Annotated in this window: 20 protein-coding genes, 1 tRNA gene, 1 pseudogene and 1 riboswitch; of the genes and pseudogenes, 15 read left to right on the top strand and 7 right to left on the bottom strand. The window is 64.5% G+C overall.

All coding sequences use genetic code 11. From position 1 onward, the window contains the following. Positions 1 to 376: 376 nt before the first annotated feature. Positions 377 to 1,384 (top strand): Hsp33 family molecular chaperone, encoded by a 1,008-nt coding sequence (locus AC0L3X_RS33925; protein ID WP_063979877.1) that lies wholly within the window; start codon positions 377 to 379, stop codon positions 1,382 to 1,384. A 173-nt stretch (positions 1,385 to 1,557) separates the two neighbouring features. Here AC0L3X_RS33925 and apaG read toward each other — a convergent pair whose 3' ends face one another. Further along, positions 1,558 to 1,950 (bottom strand): Co2+/Mg2+ efflux protein ApaG, encoded by a 393-nt coding sequence (gene apaG / locus AC0L3X_RS33920; RefSeq protein WP_014491305.1) that lies wholly within the window; start codon positions 1,948 to 1,950, stop codon positions 1,558 to 1,560. A gap of 180 nt (positions 1,951 to 2,130) precedes the next feature. Here apaG and AC0L3X_RS33915 point away from each other — a divergent pair, with 180 nt between their 5' ends. The 3 genes from AC0L3X_RS33915 to AC0L3X_RS33905 are packed head-to-tail and all read left to right on the top strand — an operon-like array spanning position 2,131 to position 5,177. Further along, positions 2,131 to 3,396: an OpgC domain-containing protein gene (locus AC0L3X_RS33915; RefSeq protein WP_354131712.1), complete on the top strand. Its 1,266-nt coding sequence runs from the start codon at positions 2,131 to 2,133 to the stop codon at positions 3,394 to 3,396. Then, positions 3,396 to 4,175 carry an SGNH/GDSL hydrolase family protein gene (locus AC0L3X_RS33910; RefSeq protein WP_063979875.1) on the top strand — a complete coding sequence of 260 codons (780 nt, stop codon included), beginning with the start codon at positions 3,396 to 3,398 and terminating at the stop codon, positions 4,173 to 4,175. Before AC0L3X_RS33915 ends, AC0L3X_RS33910 begins: the two co-directional genes overlap by 1 nt. A 12-nt stretch (positions 4,176 to 4,187) precedes the next feature. After that, a complete protein-coding gene (locus tag AC0L3X_RS33905) occupies positions 4,188 to 5,177 on the top strand; it encodes an SGNH/GDSL hydrolase family protein (RefSeq protein ID WP_063979874.1) in 990 nt (329 codons plus the stop codon). Positions 5,178 to 5,332: 155 nt separating this feature from the next. Here AC0L3X_RS33905 and AC0L3X_RS33900 read toward each other — a convergent pair whose 3' ends face one another. Beyond that, on the bottom strand, positions 5,333 to 6,529 hold the full coding sequence (locus AC0L3X_RS33900; RefSeq protein WP_063979873.1) for an O-succinylhomoserine sulfhydrylase: 1,197 nt from the start codon (positions 6,527 to 6,529) through the stop codon (positions 5,333 to 5,335). A gap of 70 nt (positions 6,530 to 6,599) precedes the next feature. Then, positions 6,600 to 6,679: riboswitch (SAM riboswitch) on the bottom strand. Between the two features lie 80 nt (positions 6,680 to 6,759). Here AC0L3X_RS33900 and AC0L3X_RS33895 point away from each other — a divergent pair. From AC0L3X_RS33895 to AC0L3X_RS33880, 4 genes are all read left to right on the top strand, one after another. Next, positions 6,760 to 7,896, top strand: coding sequence for a 2'-deoxycytidine 5'-triphosphate deaminase (locus AC0L3X_RS33895; protein WP_371496797.1), 1,137 nt, complete (start codon positions 6,760 to 6,762; stop codon positions 7,894 to 7,896). Between the two features lie 114 nt (positions 7,897 to 8,010). Next, positions 8,011 to 8,424 carry a PAS domain-containing protein gene (locus tag AC0L3X_RS33890; protein ID WP_063985928.1) on the top strand — a complete coding sequence of 138 codons (414 nt, stop codon included), beginning with the start codon at positions 8,011 to 8,013 and terminating at the stop codon, positions 8,422 to 8,424. A gap of 104 nt (positions 8,425 to 8,528) precedes the next feature. Continuing rightward, positions 8,529 to 9,581 carry a hypothetical protein gene (locus AC0L3X_RS33885; protein WP_063979871.1) on the top strand — a complete coding sequence of 351 codons (1,053 nt, stop codon included), beginning with the start codon at positions 8,529 to 8,531 and terminating at the stop codon, positions 9,579 to 9,581. 162 nt (positions 9,582 to 9,743) lie between these two features. Beyond that, entirely contained in the window at positions 9,744 to 11,186 is a 1,443-nt protein-coding gene (locus tag AC0L3X_RS33880; RefSeq protein WP_231143699.1) for an MATE family efflux transporter, read from the top strand. Here the strand turns inward: AC0L3X_RS33880 and AC0L3X_RS33875 are convergent. The 5 genes from AC0L3X_RS33875 to AC0L3X_RS33855 all read right to left on the bottom strand — a co-directional run bounded on the left by AC0L3X_RS33875 (position 11,183) and on the right by AC0L3X_RS33855 (position 14,290). After that, entirely contained in the window at positions 11,183 to 11,686 is a 504-nt protein-coding gene (locus AC0L3X_RS33875; protein ID WP_063979869.1) for a hypothetical protein, read from the bottom strand. The two genes, AC0L3X_RS33880 and AC0L3X_RS33875, sit on opposite strands and share 4 nt — an antisense overlap. 100 nt (positions 11,687 to 11,786) lie before the next feature. Then, positions 11,787 to 12,188 (bottom strand): SRPBCC family protein, encoded by a 402-nt coding sequence (locus AC0L3X_RS33870; RefSeq protein ID WP_028148013.1) that lies wholly within the window; start codon positions 12,186 to 12,188, stop codon positions 11,787 to 11,789. 175 nt (positions 12,189 to 12,363) lie between these two features. Beyond that, positions 12,364 to 12,723 carry a VOC family protein gene (locus tag AC0L3X_RS33865; RefSeq protein ID WP_063985927.1) on the bottom strand — a complete coding sequence of 120 codons (360 nt, stop codon included), beginning with the start codon at positions 12,721 to 12,723 and terminating at the stop codon, positions 12,364 to 12,366. Positions 12,724 to 12,778: 55 nt separating this feature from the next. Beyond that, entirely contained in the window at positions 12,779 to 13,618 is an 840-nt protein-coding gene (locus AC0L3X_RS33860; protein ID WP_231143698.1) for a helix-turn-helix transcriptional regulator, read from the bottom strand. A 96-nt stretch (positions 13,619 to 13,714) separates the two neighbouring features. After that, positions 13,715 to 14,290 carry a methylated-DNA--[protein]-cysteine S-methyltransferase gene (locus tag AC0L3X_RS33855; RefSeq protein WP_063985926.1) on the bottom strand — a complete coding sequence of 192 codons (576 nt, stop codon included), beginning with the start codon at positions 14,288 to 14,290 and terminating at the stop codon, positions 13,715 to 13,717. A gap of 173 nt (positions 14,291 to 14,463) precedes the next feature. Here AC0L3X_RS33855 and AC0L3X_RS33850 point away from each other — a divergent pair. The 7 genes and pseudogenes from AC0L3X_RS33850 (at position 14,464) to AC0L3X_RS33820 (ending at position 19,850) form a co-directional block, all read left to right on the top strand. Further along, positions 14,464 to 14,537 (top strand) — tRNA-Gly (locus tag AC0L3X_RS33850). A 511-nt stretch (positions 14,538 to 15,048) separates the two neighbouring features. Continuing rightward, positions 15,049 to 15,468 (top strand): annotated as a pseudogene (locus AC0L3X_RS33845) (TolB family protein); the annotation flags it as partial. Positions 15,469 to 15,704: 236 nt separating this feature from the next. Continuing rightward, positions 15,705 to 16,760 carry a VCBS domain-containing protein gene (locus AC0L3X_RS33840; RefSeq protein ID WP_473317145.1) on the top strand — a complete coding sequence of 352 codons (1,056 nt, stop codon included), beginning with the start codon at positions 15,705 to 15,707 and terminating at the stop codon, positions 16,758 to 16,760. 102 nt (positions 16,761 to 16,862) lie between these two features. Beyond that, positions 16,863 to 18,101: a hypothetical protein gene (locus AC0L3X_RS33835; RefSeq protein ID WP_473317144.1), complete on the top strand. Its 1,239-nt coding sequence runs from the start codon at positions 16,863 to 16,865 to the stop codon at positions 18,099 to 18,101. Between the two features lie 188 nt (positions 18,102 to 18,289). Further along, positions 18,290 to 18,871 (top strand): helix-turn-helix domain-containing protein, encoded by a 582-nt coding sequence (locus AC0L3X_RS33830; RefSeq protein WP_028160282.1) that lies wholly within the window; start codon positions 18,290 to 18,292, stop codon positions 18,869 to 18,871. Next, complete coding sequence (locus AC0L3X_RS33825; protein ID WP_063979866.1) at positions 18,871 to 19,383, top strand: GNAT family N-acetyltransferase; 513 nt, start codon at positions 18,871 to 18,873, stop codon at positions 19,381 to 19,383. Before AC0L3X_RS33830 ends, AC0L3X_RS33825 begins: the two co-directional genes overlap by 1 nt. A 2-nt stretch (positions 19,384 to 19,385) precedes the next feature. After that, on the top strand, positions 19,386 to 19,850 hold the full coding sequence (locus AC0L3X_RS33820) for a GNAT family N-acetyltransferase (RefSeq protein WP_063979864.1): 465 nt from the start codon (positions 19,386 to 19,388) through the stop codon (positions 19,848 to 19,850). The last annotated feature ends 11 nt before the right edge of the window (positions 19,851 to 19,861 follow it).

Here is a 19,861-nt window from a genome sequence, read left to right as displayed (position 1 = left end):
CCCCGCCCCCGCCCCCCGCCGCCCCCCCCCCCCCCCCCCCCCCCCCCCTCTTCCTCCCCCCCCCCCCCCCCCCCCCCCCCCCCCACAAACCCCCCCCCCCCCCCCCCCCCCCCCCCCCCCCCCCCCCCCCCCCCCCCCCCCCCCCCCCCCCCCCCCCCCGATCCGGGACCCTTAACCACAGGAAGTTGTTTGGCGAGGACGCGGAGTGGTCGTCGCCGGTTACATTGCAATCCTGTGGTTATGGGTCCCGGGCTCGCGCTTTGCGCACCCCCGGGACGACCCTGAGTTTGTCGTGCTTTCGTGCGATCTTTTCTGCATGCCGGGGAGCGTTCCGCGCCCTCTTCCATTTTCCTCCATCGACCCCAGATAAAGCGCCATGGTTTCCCAATCCCCTGACATGAAAACCGGGCCTGAAGGCCCGGTTCGCGCGCCATCAGCGGTTCCCATCGATGACGCCGTGCTGCCTTACGAGGTCGACGCACTCGACGTGCGCGGTCGCCTGGTGCGGCTTGGTCCCGCGCTCGACGAGATCCTGACCAAGCACGATTATCCCGCTGCCGTGGGCAAGCTGCTCGGCGAGGCCATCGTGCTGACGACGCTGCTCGGCTCGGCGCTGAAGTTCGAGGGCCGCTTCATCCTCCAGGCCCAGACCGACGGTCCGGTGTCGTTCCTGGTCGTCGACTACATGGCGCCGGATCGCCTGCGCGCCTATGCGCGCTACGATGCCGAGCGCCTCGGCGAGACAAAAGATTCCGGCACGCTCCTCGGTAACGGTCATCTCGCCATGACCATCGACCAGGGTCCCGACATGAGCCGCTACCAGGGTCTGGTCGCGCTCGACGGTGGCAGCCTGGAAGATGCCGCCCACGAATACTTCCTGCGCTCCGAGCAGATCCCGACGCGCGTGCGTCTAGCCGTCGGCGAGGAGTGGCGCTCGAACGACGGCGGCAAGCATCGCTGGCGCGCCGGCGGCATGCTGATGCAGTTCCTGCCGAAGGCGCCCGAGCGCGCGCGTCAGGCCGATTTGCATCCCGGCGATGCGCCCGAAGGCGCGGAGGTGCATGCTGTCGCCGAAGACGACGCCTGGGTCGAGGCGCGTTCGCTGGTCGAGACCGTCGAGGACGTCGAGCTGATCGACCCCGAACTCTCCGGCGAGCGGCTGCTGTTCCGCCTGTTCCACGAGCGCGGCGTGCGCGTGTTCAATCCGCTGGTTCTGAAGGCGCAATGCTCCTGCTCGCGCGACGCGGTTGGTGCGATGCTGAAGAGCTTCTCGCCCGACGACCGCGCCGCGATGGTCAAGGACGACAAGGTCGTCGTGACCTGCGAATTCTGCTCGTCGGTGTACCAGTTCACGCCGCACGAGGCGGGCGTGGAAGACGCGTAGGCGTCGCATCCTCCGTCGTTGCAAGCCACACACTCGGTGTCATCGCCCGACTTGATCGGGCGATCCAGTACTCCGAAACTGTTGTGATGGATTCGAAAAGCCGCGGCGTACTGGATGCCCCGGTCAAGGCCGGGGCATGACAGTTGTGGGTGTTCGCACGAAATCGCCTGCCCCTAGTTCAACACCCGCTTGTTGTCCGGGCTGTCCAGCGAGAACGTCGGCACATCGATCTCGAAGCGTTCGCCGCTTTCGCTGACCATCTGGTAGCGGCCGGTCATGAAGCCCGAGGCGGTCGCGAGCGGCACGCCGGAGGTGTATTCGAAGCGCTCGCCGGGAGCCAGGGTCGGCTGCTCGCCGACGACGCCCTCGCCCCTGACCTCCTGCTGGCGGCCGGTGGCGTCGGTGATGATCCAGTGCCGCGTCTTCAGCTGCACGGTTTCGTCGCCGGAATTGGTGATGACGATGGTGTAGGACCAGAAATAGCGGGAGCGGTCAGCCGACGACTGCTCCGGAACAAAGTTCGGCTCGACGGTCACTTCGATCTGGCGGGTCACGGCGCGATACATGGCTGCCATCATAACGAAAACCCGGCCGGGAACCAACGCCCGCAGGCGGTTTTGGTGACATCGTGCCGCCAGAATTGCCGAGGAAGTAGACCCAATGTGATCCGGCCGCTTTGCGAGACGACGGCCGGACCTGTACACTCCATGACACGTCGCGATTTGCGGAAGGGTTTCGAACCCCCGATGACCATTGCCGACCAAGTGACGGGATCGACGATCGCGGGAACCGGCAAGCCTGCGGAGGCCAGACCTGCGGAGGCGAAGCTGCGCTCCGCCGCGCCGGCCATCACGCTGCCCGCCATCGGCGAGCGCGAGCTCCGGCTCGACCTGTTCCGCGGGCTCGCACTGTGGCTGATCTTCGTCGACCATCTGCCGCCGAGCCTTTTGACCTGGTTCACGATCCGCAATTACGGCTTCAGCGACGCCACCGAGATCTTCATCTTCATCTCCGGCTACACCGCGGCGTTCGTCTACGGTCGTGCCATGCTCGAAAGCGGCTTCGTCGTCGCTACCGCGCGCATCCTGCGGCGCGTCTGGCAGATCTATGTCGCCCACGTCTTTCTGTTCACGATCTTCCTCGCCGAAATCTCCTACGTTGCGACCAGGTTCGAGAACCCGCTCTACACCGAAGAGATGGGCATCATGGATTTCCTCAAGCAGCCCGACGTCACGATCGTGCAGGCGCTGCTGCTGCGCTTTCGTCCGGTCAACATGGACGTGCTGCCGCTCTATATCGTGCTGATGCTGGCGCTGCCCTTGATCTTGTGGCTGATGAAATGGCGGCCCGACGTGACGCTCGGCCTCTCGGTTCTGCTCTACGCGGTGACCTGGGAATACGACCTGTATCTGTCGGCCTATCCGAACGGCTTCTGGGCGTTCAATCCCTTCGCCTGGCAATTGCTTTTCGTATTCGGCGCATGGTGTGCGCTCGGAGGTGCGCGACGCATGTCGCGCATCCTGGCGTCCCGCGTCACGATGTGGATATCGATCGCCTATCTGGTCGCGGCGTTCTACGTGACGCTGACCTGGTATGTGCCGCAGCTCTCCCACTTCATGCCGAGGCGGCTCGAGCAGTGGATGTATCCGATCGACAAGGCCGATCTCGACGTGCTGCGCTTCACGCATTTCCTGGCGTTCGCCGCACTCACCGTTCGCTTCCTGCCCCGGGAATGGCCGGGCCTGAAATCGCCCTGGCTGCGGCCGCTGATCCTCTGCGGCCAGCATTCCCTGGAGATCTTCTGCCTCGGCGTCTTCCTCGCCTTCGCCGGCCATTTCATCCTGGCCGAAGTCTCCGGCGGCGCAGCCATGCATGCGCTGATTAGTCTCTCCGGAATCCTGATCATGTGGGGCGTTGCCTGGGTGATTTCGTGGTACAAGCGCGTGGCTGACAAGAGCGGTGCGAAAACCAAAAACGCCGTCGGCAGCGCCGATCTGGCGGGAGGGGGCTGATGAAGGCGAAGGTTCTCCTGAGCCTGGTCCTGCTGTGCGGTAACCTCGCCGCGCCCCTGGCGCGCGCGGGCGATGCCGTGCCGGCTGCTCCGGCCGCGCCCCCGGCCTGCGAATTGCCATCCTATCTGCTCACCACTGAAAGCCAGCTTCCGAGGGTCGCCGATGCCATCAAGGCCGGCAAACCGCTCGAAATCCTGGTCATTGGCAGCCGTTCGACCACGATTCCGGCCTCGGAGGACAGCTCCTACCCGGCGCGCATGCAGGCCATCCTGCAGGACAGGCTGCTGCCGTCGGAGACCGTGCACGTCTCCGTAGAAATACAGAGCAAGAAGACGGCCGAGGAGGCGGCCGCGACCTTCGTTAAGCTGATGGAAGCAAAAAGGCCTACTTTGGTCATCTGGCAGACCGGGACTGTGGATGCTATCCGAGCGATTGATCCCGATGATTTTCGCGGGGCGGTGACCGAAGGGGTTTCCGCGCTGCAAAAAGCAGGGGCTGACGTTGTGTTGATGAACTTGCAGTACAGCCCGCGTACCGAAACCATGATCTCGGTGCCGCCCTATCTCGACAATATGCGGGTGGTGGCGCAGGAGCATGACATCCCGCTGTTCGACCGTTTCGCGATCATGCGGCAGTGGAATGATCAGGGTCAGTTCGACCTGTTCAGCCCGTCCCGTGGGCCAGAGCTGGCGAAACAGGTCCATGACTGCCTTGGCCGGGCGTTGGCACAGTTTGTGATCGACGCAGCCCATCTGGGGCCGGCCCAGCAGCAAAATTGAGGTCTAGCGTTAATGAGTTCTCTCCGCCCTTTTTGGTTGACGGCATGGCTGGCTGCGCCCGCGGCGGCTCTGCTGCTCCTGACGCCGATGTCGCTGGCACCAGTGCAGGCGCAGGCCACGCAGGCAACGCCCGCGCCGCAGCAGGCCGCTAGTCCGGCTTCCGCTTCGCCCTCCCAGACCACCGTCGCCGCGACGTCCCACGAGCAGCGCGGCGTGACCGCCCGCGCCATCGACAAGGTGAAGCAGGTCGCGAAATCCGCCGGGGACATTTTCAGCCGCGTGCCCTGCCTCACGCCGAAGGGTGGCTCGAAGGCGATGGGCTCGCTGCCGCATGTCGCGGGCAAGCTCGTCGCCGGCAAACCCGTCGTGATCGTCGCGTTCGGCTCGTCGTCGACGGCGGGCTATGGCGCGAGCTCGCCCGATTTCAACTATCCGAACCGTCTCGCCGCGCAGCTCCGCCGGCAATATCCGACCGCCGACATCACCGTGATCAACGCCGGCGTCGGCGGCGAGGACGCGCCCGAGATGATGAAGCGCCTCCAGAAGGAGGTGATCGACGTGCATCCGGATCTCGTGATCTGGCAGGTCGGCACCAATGCGGTGCTGCGCAATCTCGATCCCGGTGACACCGCCAAGATGGTCGAGGACGGCATCTCCCGCATCCAGGCCGCTGGCGGCGCCGACATCGTGCTGGTCGATCCGCAATATTCGCCAGCCGTCAACCAGCGCAAGGAGAGCGCCGGCAAGATGGTGCACCTGCTCGGGAAGGTCGCCGAGCTCCGTCACGTCGGCATCTTCCCCCGCTTCGAGGTGATGCGCGACTGGCACGAGAATCAATCGATCCCGGTCGAGAGTTTCGTGATCGCCGACGGCCTGCATATGAACGATTGGGGCTATGCCTGCTTCGCGCAGATCCTCGGCGACGACATCATCCGCTCCGTCGGCCAGATCAAGCTCGGCGTCAACGTGCCCGCGGACGTGCGAACGTATCGGCCGATGTAGGCTCGGTGCCGTAGGGTGGGCAAAGGCGCGCTCTTCGCGCGCCGTGCCCACCATCTATCGGCGATATGATCGTGAATGGTGGGCACGCTTCCGCCTTCGCTCTTCGAGCTACGGCGGACAAGTCGCTTTGCCCACCCTACAAGAGCCCAATCGCCTCACGCCTTCTCCAGCGCCGCGGTCAGATCCTCGATCAGATCGTCCACATGCTCGAGCCCCGCCGAGAAGCGGATGAAGCCCTCGCTGATGCCGAGCGCGGCGCGGTCTTCCGGCTTGAGGCGCTGATGCGTCGTGGTCGCCGGATGCGTGACGAGGCTCTTGGCATCGCCGAGATTGTTCGAGATTTTTGCAAGCTTGAGCTCGTTGAGCACGCGGAACGCACCCTGCTTGCCGCCCTTGACCTCGAAGCCGACCAGCGTCGAGCCGCCGCGCATCTGCTTCTTCACGAGAGCTGCCTGCGGATGATCGGCGCGGCCGGGATAGACCAGCCGCGAAATCTTCGGATGGCTCGCCAGCACGTCGGCGATGCGTCCCGCCGTCTCGGTCTGCGCGCGCACGCGTACGCCCAGCGTTTCCAGGCCCTTGAGCAGGACCCATGCGTTGAACGGCGAGATCGACGGGCCGGTCTGGCGCATGAAATTGTGGATGTGCTCGGCGATGAACGCTTCCGACGACAGGATGATGCCGCCGAGACAACGGCCCTGGCCGTCGATGTGCTTGGTCGCGGAATAGACGACGACGTCTGCCCCTAGCGCGAGCGGGCTCTGCCAGATCGGCGTCGCGAACACGTTGTCGACGACGAGCCGCGCGCCGCCGCTGTGCGCGATCTCGGCGATCCCTGGAATGTCGAGCACGTCGAGCGTCGGGTTGGTCGGGCTCTCCAGGAAAAACGTCTTGGTGTTCGGCCTCAAGGCGCGCTGCCACTGGTCGAGATCGGCTCCGTCGACCAGCGTGGTCTCGATGCCGTAGCGTGGCAAGAGATCCTGAATGACGTAGAGACACGAGCCGAACAGGGCACGGGAGGCCACCACATGATCGCCGGCCTTCAGCGGCGCCAGGATCGCGGTCGTCACCGCGGCCATGCCGGTCGCCGCCGAGCGGGCGGCTTCGGCGCCTTCGAGCTCGATCATGCGGCGCTCGAACATCGAGATGGTCGGGTTGGAATAGCGCGAATAGATGAAGCCGGGGTCCTCGCCCTTGAACCGCGCCTCGCACTCCTCGGCGCTGTTGTAGACGTAGCCCTGGGTCAGGAACAGCGCCTCCGACGTCTCGCCATATTGCGAGCGCAGGGTGCCGGAATGGACCAGTCGGGTTTCGGGACGGTATTGCGTGGTGGACGCCGGGGACTTCGACATAGGACCTCCTCTGCGTGACCATCGAAAATGGTCACAAAAAACCGGCCTGGATAACTTCCACGGGCCGGGATCACAGAGGTCCCCGGCCTGTTTAGCGACTTATTTAACGTGGCTGCAAGCCGGCCGGCTCAAATCACCACGGGATAAGTGATGCTCATATTCCGCAATGGCCTTTCCGTCAAGGCGTCCATCGGATAGCCGTAAAAGGCTGCTATTTCCCGCATGTCCGGATGCATTTGACCCCTGACGAGGACCCCCGGTTGAGCTTCACGGTTGCCGCCGACGCCAATGGTATCCTGCCCGACCGCATGATCGCGGCGATGGCGAAGGCGGGCCTCATCCTGCCCGCTTATGACTTCGTCGAAAGCCAGATCCAGCCGGCGAGCCTCGACCTTCGCCTCGGCGACATCGCGTATCGCGTTCGCGCCAGCTTCCTGCCGGGTCCCGGCGCGACCGTCGCCGAGCGCATCGACGAGTTGAAGCTGCACGAGTTCAGCCTCGCCGATGGCGCGGTGCTGGAGACCAACTGCGTCTACATCGTGCCGCTCCTGGAAAGCCTGGCGCTGCCGCCGGAGATCGTCGCCGCCGCCAACCCGAAAAGCTCGACCGGCCGGCTCGATGTCTTCACCCGCGTCATCGCCGACGGCACCCGCCGCTTCGACATGATCGGCGCCGGCTATCACGGCCCGCTCTACGCCGAGATCAGCCCGAAGACGTTTCCGGTGCTGGTCAGTGAGGGCTCGCGCTTGAGTCAGGTGCGCTTCCGCACCGGAGATGCGATCCTCAACATCGACGAGCTCGAGGCGCTGCATGCGACTGAGCGTCTCGTCGATCTCGATGATGCCGATCTCACCGGCGGCGTCGCCGTCTCCGTCGATCTCTCCGGCGAGAAGGCCAACGGCTTCGTCGGCTATCGCGCCAAGCGCCACACCGGTGTCGTCGACGTCGACCGCCGCTCCGGCTATGCGGTGGAGGATTTCTGGGAACCGATCTCGGCGCGTCCCGACGGCAGCCTGATCCTCGATCCCGGCGAGTTCTACATCCTCGCCTCCAAGGAAGCCGTGCAGGTGCCGCCCGATTACGCCGCGGAGATGGTGCCGTTCGATCCCCTGGTCGGCGAGTTCCGCGTGCACTATGCCGGCTTCTTCGATCCCGGCTTCGGCTATGCCGGCGCTGGCGGGCAGGGATCGCGCGCCGTGCTCGAAGTGCGCTCGCGCGAGGTGCCGTTCATCCTCGAGCACGGCCAGATCGTCGGCCGTCTCGTCTACGAGAAAATGCTGTCGCGCCCCGACGCGATGTACGGCCAGCGCATCGGCTCGAACTACCAGGCGCAGGGGCTCAAACTATCGAAGCATTTTCGGGTGTAGCTACACACCCTACTGTCATGCCCCGGCTTGACCGGGGCATCCAGTACGCCGCAGCCTCTCGATTGACTACTGCCGGGATGCAAGCTGAAATCCGGCTGCATGCGAGGTGGCGAGATGAGTGTTCAATCCGAACTCGACGCAAGGATCGTCGACGACGTCGCGGACGCGCTGATCTATTCGGATCGCTCCGGCACCATCACGCGCTGGAATCGCGCATCGACCACACTGTTCGGCTTCTCGGCGGACGAGGCGCTCGGCCAGAACCTCGATCTGATCATTCCCGAACATCTGCGTGCCGCGCACTGGAAGGGCTTCGAAGCTGCGCTTGCCACCGGGGCGATGAAGCTCGCGGGCAGGCCGACGCTGACCCGCGCGTTGCACAAGAGCGGACGCAAGCTCTACATCGAGATGACCTTCGCGCTGGTGCGCGATGCCGGTGGTGCCGTGGTCGGATCGGTCGCGATGGCGCGCGACGTCACCGAACGCGTCGAGCGCGAGCGCGCGGCCAGGCTTGCGCAAAATTCGTGATGCGGAATTGACGGGCTGGCGTGCAGGGCGCTCTGCTTGAGCGTCAGGTTGCCTCGTACAGGGCGCAGTGACACACTCGATCAAAACAACGATCGGGAGCGAACATGACCGCCGCAACAGACGCAGCAGAGGAAGCGCAATGGAAGCGCTGGCGTGCGGTCGCCGACCTCTATCACGCCTATTTCACCGGACTCATCCTCACCGTCGTCACACGGCGCGGCACGGCGGATGCTGCCGAATTCGTCTTCCGCGTGTTTCGCCGCCAGCAGCAGGAGCGCTTCCTGCCGGGGCTCGAAAAGCTCGGTCTCAGTCATCTGCCGCCTGCGGTGGCCGCCGCGCAATATCACTATCTCTCCAACTGGATCGGCGGCGTGCATGTCGAGTACATGTATGAGAGCGATCGCAAAGCCTGGATCCGCTATCCGCCGCCGCGCTGGATCTGGAAGGGCACCGCGATCTGCGGCGTGCCGGGTGAGGTCAGCCGCGCGATGCTGCGCGGCTGGCACGCCAACAATGGCGTCGCGCTCGGCGATACCAGGCTCGGCTTCGTCTGCACCAAGCAGAGCGTCGACGGTCAGGATGGGCTCGAAGGCTATTATTATCAGTACGACCACCCGCTCGAGCTGGATCAGCGCCTGGTCTTCGCGCGTCATCTGGAAGCGCCGCTGTTCGATGCGAAGAGTGCGCCTGCGCTACCTGTTTCGAGCTGGCCAAAACCGCGGCTGGAAAAAGCCTATCGCAACTACGCGATGGAATATGTGCGCACCGCCGCGCCCGTGATGGTGCAATTGTTCGGCCCGGAAGACGCCGGCTATCTCCTGCACCTCACCGGCAAGCTGATCGGGATGCAGTATTTTGACGAGGTCGCGGCGGCACTGTCCATGAGCCGCGGTGGCGCCAGCGAGTTCGCAGCGTTCCTGAATGCGCTGATTGCCGCGCAGGATGACTCTGCCGAGACGACCGCGTCAGAAGGCACGTTTGAATTTCGTCAGCAGAGCTGGAAGCTGATGGATGACGTCGCCGACTATCATCGCGCCTGCACCAAGGTGCTGGAAGGGTTGTTCGAGGGGCTCGCTGCCGGATGCGGGCGGCACATCGGCGTGCACCTGCGCCCGACAGCGGGCGGTCGGCCGCCGCTGGTGTGGACCATTGAGTAATTCCACCACTTGAAATGCGCTGCCGCAGGGCACGCCTGCATCCGGCGCAGGAGGAATCGGCAATTGCCGTGCTAAGCCTGTCGCCGCGCCTTCCGCGCGACGAAATTTATTGGCACACCTACGCATTGCCGCGCCGCGAATGGCCTGCGCCCGGGAGAGGACATGTCCGACATCGCCGAAATCCCGGTCGATGAACAAGAGCGTCCGTTGCCGCCGCCTCCGCGGCCGGTACGAAGCGCGCTGATGGACGGGCCGATTCTGCGCACGCTGCTCGGCCTCGCCTGGCCGAACGTGGTCGCGCTGTCGGCCGGCACCTGTGTGGTGATCGCGGAGACCTCCTATATCGGCCGGCTCGGCGTCGAGGCGCTGGCGGCAATGGCGCTGGTGTTTCCGACAGTGATCCTGACCATGACCATGTCCGGCGGGGCCATGGGCGGCGCCGTGGCGTCGGCCATCGCGCGGGCGCTCGGCGCAGGCGACCGCGAGCGCGCCGGCACGCTCGCCGCACATGCGCTGCTGATCGGCATCACCTTCGGCCTCGTCTTCATGCTGGGCATGCTGATCTTCGGGCCGCGCGTTCTGGAAATGCTCGGCGGACGGGGGGATGTGCTGACGCATGCGGTCGCCTACACACAGGTGTTTTTTGGCGGGGCCGTGCTGCCGTGGCTGCTCAACACCATGGCGGGCGTGTTGCGCGGCACCGGCAACATGAAGCTGCCCTCGCTGTTGATGCTGAATTCCGCGGTCATGCAGGTTGTGCTTGGCGGCACGCTGGGCCTCGGGCTCGGGCCCGTGCCGCAGTTCGGCATGCGCGGCGTCGCGGCCGGCTCGCTGATCGCCTATTCCGTGAATATCTGCGTGATGGGCTGGTACCTGTTATCCGGCCGCGCCCGAATCGTGCCGAAACTGCGCGGGCTTCGCGTTCAATGGGCGATGTTCTTCGATATCCTGAAGGTCGGCGCCATCGCCTGCTTCTCGCCGCTGCAATCGGTGCTGACGATCTCGATCTTCACCCACATGCTGGCAAAGTTCGGCACTGCGATCCTCGCCGGCTACGGCATCGGCGCGCGGCTGGAATTTTTGCTGACCTCGATCGCGTTCTCGTTCGGCATCGCTTCGGTGCCGATGATCGGCATGGCGATCGGCGCGGTGCGCATCGCGCGCGCCCGGCGCATCGCCTGGATCGCCGGTGCGAGCGCGTTCGTCGCCGTCGGCGCGCCGGCGTGCCTCGTCGCGCTGTTCCCGGATCTCTGGGTCAACATCTTCACCGACAGCGCAACGGTGCGTGCGACCAGCCATCAATATCTGTCGACGGTGGCGCCGTTCTACGCCTTCATCGGGCTCGCCTCGACAATGTATTTCTCGTCGCAGGGCGCGGCCAAGGTGATCGGGCCGGTGCTGGCGCAGACCGCGCGCCTGATCTACATCGCGGCGATCGGCTGGTGGCTGTCGACGCACGACGCCACCGCGCAGAGCTTCTTCTGGCTGGCCGCGAGCTCGATGGTCGTGCTCGGCCTGCTCTCGAGCTCCAGCGTGGTGCTGACACGCTGGGGGCCGCGCGAGAGCAAGCCTGCGATCAGGCCGGCTCTGTCGGCTGCCGATTAGCGGTGCCTGTGGCGGCGATGGCCGCCACCGCCGCCGACATTGGCGAGCCGCATCAGCTGCGGAATCATCGCCATCATGTCGCCGCCGCCGGAACCACCCAGCATACCCATGATGTCGCCGCCACCCATGCCGCCCATTCCGGTCGGCATGTAGCCGCCTGCGCCCATCGGCGTGTAGCCGCCGTAGTTCGGCGCGCCGAAGCCACCGCCGAAATTGCCGCCACTCAGGCTGCCGCCGCCCCCCATCATGCCGCCGAGCCCGCCGCCGCCGTTCTCCATCATGCGGCTCATCATCGGACCCATGGTCTGCATCAGCATGGCGAAGCGGCGCTTGCCCATCTTCGCCTTCATCATCTCCAGCATCGGCGCCATCTGGGTCATCATGTCCTCGCCGCCGGCGCCTCCGCCGCCGAGGAACTGCGCCTTTGCCGGCGCGCTCGAGATCGAAAACAGCAGCAGCACGGCGGCCGCCTGGCAGATCACCTTATCCGCACCTCTCATGGCCTGCTCCTCGCGTGCGTGGCTCCGCCGGGAGAGCGGAGCCAACCGGACGCACGCGGCCATGGTTAGGGCCGGCGAGGGCAGGGCTCTGTGCGAAAGATCACGCAGCCACGGCCGGGAACGCCCGGTGTATTGCGGCGACGGCGTCCCTGGTCTGCCCCTGGACATAAGCCGCAAGCTCGTTCGGCAGCATGTCGATGATCCAGACAAGGCGGCAGCTCGCCTCGCCCTCGGCGATCACCTGCACCGAGGCGCTGTAATGCCTGAGCCGCTCGTTGTTGATGGCGTAGACCAGCCGCTGCCGCGCATCGTCGCAATCGACCAGCACCTCGCGCGCCACTGATCCATTGGCGAAGGTGACGATGCGTGCATCACCGTCGAGCGTGCAGGCGGTGACGAAGCCCGGCGCCAGCCGCTGAGGCAGCGCGCCGAAATCGCGTACGGCGTCCCAGACGTCGCGGGCGGGAACGGGGAGGGGGATGTCGTTGTGGATGGAGGCCATGAAGGTGTCCTTGATTGAGAGGTTCGTGGGTGGGCAAAGGCGCGCTCTTCGCGCGTCGTGCCCACCATTCATCGGCACAGTCGCACGCGATGGTGGGCACGCTTCCGCCTTCGCTCTTCGAGCTACGGCGGACAAGTCGCTTTGCCCACCCTGCGAGTGCTCGTGCGCGGCGGGCTCACACGCAAACCGCCTCGATGTTGTTGCCATCGGGATCAATCAGGAACGCCGCGTAGTAGGTCGGGCTATAGTCCTTGCGCGGGCCGGCGCCGCCATTGTCACGGCCGTCGCTCTTCAAGCCTTCGCTGTGGAATGCCTTGACCGCATCATGGTCCTTGGCGCGAAACGCGATATGCGCGCCGTCGGCCTTGCGTCCCTTGTTCAGGTGCAGCCAGAGCGCCGGCTCGCCCTTCGGCCCGAAGCCCGCATAGCCGTCGCCGCTCGAGCACAGGGCGTAGCCGAGCGGCGCCAGCACCGCGGTGTAGAAGCGCGTGGCGGCGTCGAGGTCGGCAACACGCAGTCCGATGTGGTCGTACATGATCGTCTCCATTGCAAAGCGCGCCGCAACTGGCGCGCGCCGGAGACGACCCTATTCAGTTGAGGGTCGCGCGCTCTTGGAGAATCTTGCGCTCGCCCTTCGACGCCTGCCGGAACTTCGTCGGCGACACGCCGGCGGCGCGATGGAAGGTGCGGACGAAATTGGAGAGATCGCCGAAGCCGACGTCATAGGCGATGTCGGTGACCGCGATGTCATCATCTGTCAGCAGCCGCGCCGCATGGCGTAGCCGCGAGCGCACCAGATATTGATGCGGGGTGACGCCGAGCACGGCCGAGAACAGCCGCAGGAAATGGAACGGGCTGAGGCCCGCCTGCCGCGCCGCCTGTTCGAGGTCGACCTCGGCATGCGAGTTGGCGTCGATCCACAGCGCGGCTTCGACTGCGCGGCGGCGGTCGCGTGCGGTGGGCGTGGCCGGCTTGCGCGCCTTGCCCGAGACGACATCGATGAAGCGGCCGGCCAGAATTTGACCGACCTCGTCGAGACCGAGGTCGCTGTTGCCATCTGCCGCCGTCTGGGCGAGCTCGCCCAGCACCATCAGCTCGGGCAGCGGCGGTGTCGCGCCGACCTGCCAGATCTCGCGCCGTCCCCCGAGGGCATCGACCAGGTCCTCGCTGAAGAAGAAGCCCAGGCAGACGTCGCCGCTGACGTGCTCATGCGTGCAGGTGTATTCCTCGCGTGGAGCGCCGACCAGCATCGAGCCCGCCACCAGCTCGAAGAAGCCGGCGCGGCACTGGCAGCCGAAGCTGCCGGAGCGGACATAGGCAATGGAATGCCCGGTGCGGCACTCCGCGAACGGCTTGTCGTCCGGTCCCGCATCGCAGCGAAACTCCGAGACCGTCATCGATTGCGTGGTCAGCAGCGTGGTCGCATCCATGCCACCTATCTAGGCATGGTCCGGACAAGTGTGTAGCGGTTGTCCGACAAGATCATGCCCAAAAAAACAAAGCTAAGGTGCGATTCCGATCGCGCCTTAGCTGGGCCTCGGTGGCGCAACGGGCAGCAGCACCTCGAACAGCGTCTTGCTCGCGACCGGATGGGCGCCCTCGAGCGCCAGCAGCCGCCGCTTGGAGATCACCCCGCCGTAAGGCGAGAGTCGGTCGGCGTAATTGCCGGCCTCCAGCACCCGGTGACAGGGCACGATCAGCATGTAGGGATTTTTGGCGATCGCCTGCGCCACCGAATGCGCGGCGCCGGAGGCGCCCAGCGCCTTGGCGATCTCGTGATAGGTGCGGGTCTCCCCGCGCGGAATGGCGCAGGCGGCTTCATAAACGCGCCGATGGAAGCCGGGGACGCCGCCGGCGTCCAGGCTGACCTCGGAAAAATCAGGGTCGCCGCCCTGCAGCAAGCCTGCGATGCCCTCGATCGCAAGCTCGGCATTCAGCGGAGGCTGCTGCTCGCGCGCCTCGGGATGGACCGCGAAAATCCGGCGGCGGGTATCGATCTCCCGCGCCTCCGGCAATTGCACGGCGACCACGCCGGTGCTGCTCCAGACGATGCCGCAGCGCCCTATGGCCGTGTTGAATATCGTGTAGCCACGCCCCAGCATGCACACGCCCCACTCAGTGCACGTCTCTCCCCAGACGCGCGATCATAACACCGCCACAATCCGGCGCACCTGGAATCTTACTGAAACGTTAAGAAGCGTCCGGCCGGGTGCGCCAAACCGCTTGGCGGGAGGCGCCGTCTCGGCTAATCAGAGCGGGCGCTGCATGCGCATAAGCGGGCGTAGTTCAATGGTAGAACGGCAGCTTCCCAAGCTGCATACGAGGGTTCGATTCCCTTCGCCCGCTCCATTCAAAAATTGATGGCCGCTGATTTGGCGTGTTGGATGTTTCTCCGACCCATGGCCACGTTCATCTTGGCGTATCCGGATGCATGAAGGGGCCAAAGATCCGCCAAATGGCGTCGGTCTCCCCAGCGTCGGTTAAAGTGGCCAATTTTTGGCGATGGCAATTCTTGGTGATGTAACGGATCACCGCTCGCGCTGCATTTCAGAATGGAGCGGCTTATTCATCCCGACGACACGAGATCACCCTGAGGGATGCTATGCGCTCTCGCAGTTCGGCGCGGCTGCGTATCGTGAAAGACTGCTGGCGCAGTTTTGATTGCCTGTTGTGCAGCGGCGCAGCCAACGACGCTCAATCTGATCCTTCATCTGATCCTTCGCGGCTGCATCAAGCGTTCGTCATCTAGGGGCACTAAACTTGCCTTGGACAGCAGGGACTCATTGGTGCCGCGTTTCTGTTTCTGATTGTCGTGCAAAACATTCGGGTCCGGCCTGTTGCCGGGCAAACGGAGGCATTGATGACAAATTCAGCACCTGTTTTCACCGCTGGCGGTGGCAGCGACGATGCGTTCACGCGCGTGTCGACCAGCGCAACCGGGGCGCAGGCGGATGGCGCGAGTGTCCAGGCAGCGTTCTCGCCCGACGGCACGAAAGTGGCGTTCGCATCCTATGCCGACAATCTGGTGCCCGGCGATACCAACGGTGCACCCGACGTCTTCGTGAAGGACCTTTCGACCGGGGCGATCACGCTCGTGTCGACCGATGCCAGCGGGGTTCAGCTGGGTGGCTACCAGCCGATTTTTTCGCCCGATGGCACCAAGCTGGCGTTCGCAACGGGCGTCGACATCTTCGTGAAGGACCTGGCCACCGGTGCCCTCACGCGCGTATCGACGAGTGCCAGTGGGGAGCAGGCGGACGGCTTATCGACCACCAACCCGATATTCTCGCCTGATGGCACCAAGGTTGCGTTCTATTCCGATGCCGACAATCTCGTGCCTGATGATACCGACCACGTGCGCGACATCTTCGTGAAGGACCTGACCACTGGCGCGATAACGCTCATAGCGCCCAGTCCATACAACGGAGGACCCGGCGGCGGCGGGCTTGAGAATGGCTTTACCTCCCCCCCTCGTTCTCGCCCGATGGCACCAAAATCGTGTTCGGGTCGGCCACAGTGCGCGGCGACACCACCGAGATCTACATCAAGGACCTTTCCACCGGGGCCACCACACTGGTGTCGGAGAGCGCCAGCGGCGCTCGTGGGGATCGCGGCAGCTTCGACCCGGTGTTCTCGCCAGATGGCACCAAGGTGGCGTTCTATACCTTTGCCGACAATCTTGTGCCGGGTAGTTCTAACAACCTAATCGGCAACATCGTCATTAAGGATCTGACCACAGGCGCGGTCACGCTGGTATCGACCGATGCCGACGGAGTCCCGCAGAACAACGGCGAAGCCCAGAAACCCGTGTTCTCGCCTGATGGCACCAAGATTGCGTTCTATTCCAGTGCCACCAATCTCGTGCCGGGTGTCAATGCCGATCAGGTCGTCTATGTGAAGGACCTGGCCACGGGTGCCATCACGGCCGTCTCGACCAATGGGGGCAGGCCGTGGGAATTCGGAGGCGGCAGCCGGCTTCCCGTGTTCTCGCCTGATGGCACCAAGGTGGCATTCGAGTCTTTATCCAGCATTCTGGTGCCGGGCGATACCAACCATACCTACGACATCTTTGTAAGAGATCTTACTACGCCTTCCTTCACCGCAGCGAAGCTGACGGACAATGGCGCTGCCCATGTTTCGACATCGCAGGCGGGTTTCTTTGCCGGTGCCCACACGGTCGCGGTGGCACCGCAAGACGGCAATCTCGGCACACTCACGGCCACCATCGACGTTGCCGATGGCAAGGTGACGTGGAGCTATGATGTCTCTCATGCCGACATCGCTCCGCTCGCGGCCGGACAGACCCATACCGACATCTTCATCTTGGTCCTCGACGGCTTCTACGGGACACAGGGCATCACCGTGACGCTGAGGGGAATCGATGATGCGCCCGTGATCAGCTCGGGCACGACGGCAAGCTTCGCGGAGAATGGCTCTGGCGTCGCCTACCACGTCGCGGCGACCGATGTGGACAGTCCCGCGCTGACCTATTCGCTGTCCGGCACTGACGCGGCTCTGTTCGACGTGTCGGCGACGGGCGATGTGACGTTCAAGTCCGCGCCCGACTTCTAGGCGCCGAAAGACGCGAACCACGACAACGTCTATGACGTCACCGTCGCGGTCAGCGACGGGACAGAGATCGCGACAAAGAACGTCGCGATCACGGTCACTGACGTGAATGACACCAGCGGCGGCGGTGGCGTTCTGACGGTCACCGGCTCGACCGGCTTCACGTCGATTGACCGGGCCACGATCAATATCAGCGTGACCGGCAATTTGCACGAGACCGGCAGCGCCGGTGTCATCAGCAACAGCACGATCAACAATCTCGGTTCACTGAGCGAAGCCCAGGCGATGCTCGCGTTCGTGAACGATACGATCGCCGGCGGTTCCCTCGGTGCGATCGTCGCCAATGGCGGCACCATCACCTTCGACAACGTGCATCTGGACGGGACGTCGTTGGATGCGACGTCAGGCGGGCTTATCGAATCCGTTGCAGGCAGCGCCAACAGCTTCAACAACGTGACACTCAAGGCTGGCGCCGTGTTTGACGACAGTGCCGGAAGCGTTCTGAATGTCAGCGGCACGCTGAACAATGGCGGCAAGATCGAGTTCTTCAATTTCGCGAAAGCCATCCTGACCGGCGACGCCACGGTCATTGGCAATGGCGAGATCAAGCTCGATCCGGGCTCCTCGATCCTGAACAGCGGTGCACATCACACGCTCGACCTTGACGGCGGCACGATCGACGGCGCCGGCACGATCGGAAACGGAGATCACAGCCTCACCTTGGATATCGGCGTCTCCGGCACGCTCGAGGCGAACGGGTCCCAGCCGCTTGCGGTGAATACCGGCAATTCCGTCACCAGCAGCGGCCTGATCGAAGCCGTGCATGCCTCGCTCGATTTCGACGACGCCGTTTTCAACACCTTTGGAACGATCACCGCAGATCAGGGCGGCACGATCGATTTCGGGAATGGCTTGACCAATGGCGGCATCGTCAATGTCCACGCCGGCAGTGAGGTGGATGTCTCGGGCAACCTCGTCAACAACGCCACTGTCCTGGATAATGGCGTGCTCAAGGTCGACAATTTGAGCGGGACCGGAACGGTCAACGTCAACAACGGGACATTGGTGGTCACCGGTAATTTGAGCAGCAATGTCGTTCTGACGGGTACGGACACGTTTGTTTTCGGGCCCGACGCCCGGCAAACATCCGGTGTCATCTCAAACTATACGCCAGGCACGACGCTGGTGCTGGATGGCTTCGACGCCAAGGTGAACGCGGCCTTCGACACTCAGACCAATATTTTGACGCTGACCGATGCGGATCATCATGCGATGACGCTTCACCTCGCGCCCGGATCCCTGATCCCGCAGGCCCACGGCGCGGCGCCGGATTTTCTGGTCTAGCGAATTTCCCCAAGGACACTTTGCCGAGCCCGCCATGTCCAGGCGGGCTGTGGCAATTCGCCAGGGAATTTGCCGCGCAAAAATTCTAATATATTAGCTCTTCGCATCCGGCATGCGCGCCCCGCCCGGCTTAAGCTTCTCCCGCCCTGATGGGTGCGGTCCTCTCGGGCAATATTCGGATGAAAGCCATGGACCAGCAGAAACTCGACCGTGCGATCGGTCGTCGCTTGAAGACCTTGAGGACGCAGGCGGGCATGACGTTGAACGAACTCGCGACGCGCTCCGGTGTCAGCCGGGCCATGATCGGGAGGGTGGAGCGGGCGCAGAGCAGCGCCACCGCTGCGCTGCTCAACAAGCTCTGCGCGGCGCTCGATGTCACCCTCAGTGACGTCGTCGCGCTCGCCGAGAAACCGCCGGAGCGATTGATGCGGCTTGCCGACCAGCCGCTTTGGCGCGATCCCGACAGCGGCTACCGGCGGCGTCATGCCTCGCCGCCGGATGCGGCGAGCGGCATCGAGATCATCGTCGTCGACCTGCCGGCCGGAGCGCGTGTCTCCTACAGCCCCTGGGGCCGCAACGCGTTCACCCAGCAGCTCCTGATGCTGGAGGGTGCGGTCTGCGTGCATATCGACGCCAAGACCGTGCGGCTGCGCGACGGCGATTGTCTCGATTTCGACGTGATGCGGGCGGTGACCTTCGAGAACGAAACCAAACAGGATGCGCGCTACGTCATCATCACGCGGCGCGGCACATCGTATGGGAAAATGTGATGTCGCTGATCGTGCGGGACGCCACGCTGGAGGATGCCGAAGATATTTTGGCCATCTACAACTACGCCGCGATCAACACCACGGCGGTGTGGACCGACGGACCGGCCGATCTGGATTCGCGGCGCGAGTGGATGCGCGCTCGGCAAGCGGCCGGCTATCCCGTGCTGGTCGCAATGAAGGGCAGGGACGTCGTCGGCTTCGCATCATTCGGCGATTTCCGCCCCTGGCCCGGCTATCGCCACACCGTGGAGAATTCGGTCTATGTCGGCGAGCAACATCATCGGCTCGGCGTCGGCCGCTGCCTGATGGCCGCGCTGATCGAGCGCGCTACTGCGCTCAACAAGCACACGATGGTCGCCGCGATCGAGGCCTCGAATTCCGCCTCGACCGGGCTGCACGCGTCGTTCGGCTTTGCCGAGGTTGGCCGTATGCCTGAGGTCGGCTGCAAGTTCGGCCGCTGGCTCGATATGGTCCTCATGCAGAAGCGGCTTTCAAGTGAGGTGAGGCCGTGACGATGCAGGTCCGTACCGGCGACACCTTTGATCCGCGCGTCATTGAGCTGCTCGACCATCATGTCACGGCTGCGCGGGCGCAGACCGCGCCGGGCAGCGCCCATGCGCTCGATCTCGCTGGGCTGCGCGCGAGCGACGTCGCGTTCTGGACCGGCTGGGACGGCGAGACGCTGGTCGCCACCGGCGCGCTGAAGATGCTCTCGGCCGACCATGGCGAGGTGAAGTCGATGCACACGCTGCAAACCACGCGGAGGCGCGGCTTCGGCGGCCGGATGCTCCGCCACATCATCGCTGAGGCCCGCGCGCGTGGCTTGAAGCGGCTCAGCCTCGAGACCGGCTCCTGGGATTATTTCAAGCCCGCGCATGCGCTCTACCAGGCGCACGGTTTTGTGCTCTGCGGCCCGTTCGAGGGCTATGTCGAGGATCCCAACAGCCTGTTCCTGACGCGCGACCTTATGGGCGGCTGAGGCCGCGCGGT

This window comes from Bradyrhizobium sp. MI1.7 (assembly GCF_055811795.1).
This window is presented reverse-complemented; position numbering and strand designations above follow the sequence as displayed.